Origin of the sequence: Proteus sp. LHD240705, from assembly GCF_047921555.1 — a bacterium.
GTDB lineage: Bacteria > Pseudomonadota > Gammaproteobacteria > Enterobacterales > Enterobacteriaceae > Proteus.
The window spans coordinates 1-264 of record NZ_JBLRMI010000058.1; the positions used below are offsets into that span (position 1 = coordinate 1).

At 46.6% G+C, this 264-nt stretch carries 1 pseudogene; it reads right to left on the reverse strand.

The features are described 5' to 3' along the window. A pseudogene (gene tuf, locus ACNART_RS18015) lies at positions 1-264 on the reverse strand (elongation factor Tu); the annotation flags it as partial.

Consider the following 264-nt stretch of genomic DNA (forward strand, 5'->3'; position numbering starts at 1 on the left):
ACTGTTGGTTTGATACCAACGATTTCAACTTCTTCACCAACTTTAACAACACCACGCTCAACACGACCTGTTACTACTGTACCACGGCCTGAGATTGAGAATACGTCTTCGATTGGTAACAGGAATGGCTTGTCAATTGCACGCTCTGGTTCTGGGATGTATGAATCCAGTGCTTCTGCTAATTCAACAATTTTCGCTTCCCACTCAGCTTCGCCTTCCAGTGCTTTCAGCGCTGAACCACGGATTACTGGAGTGTCGTCACCT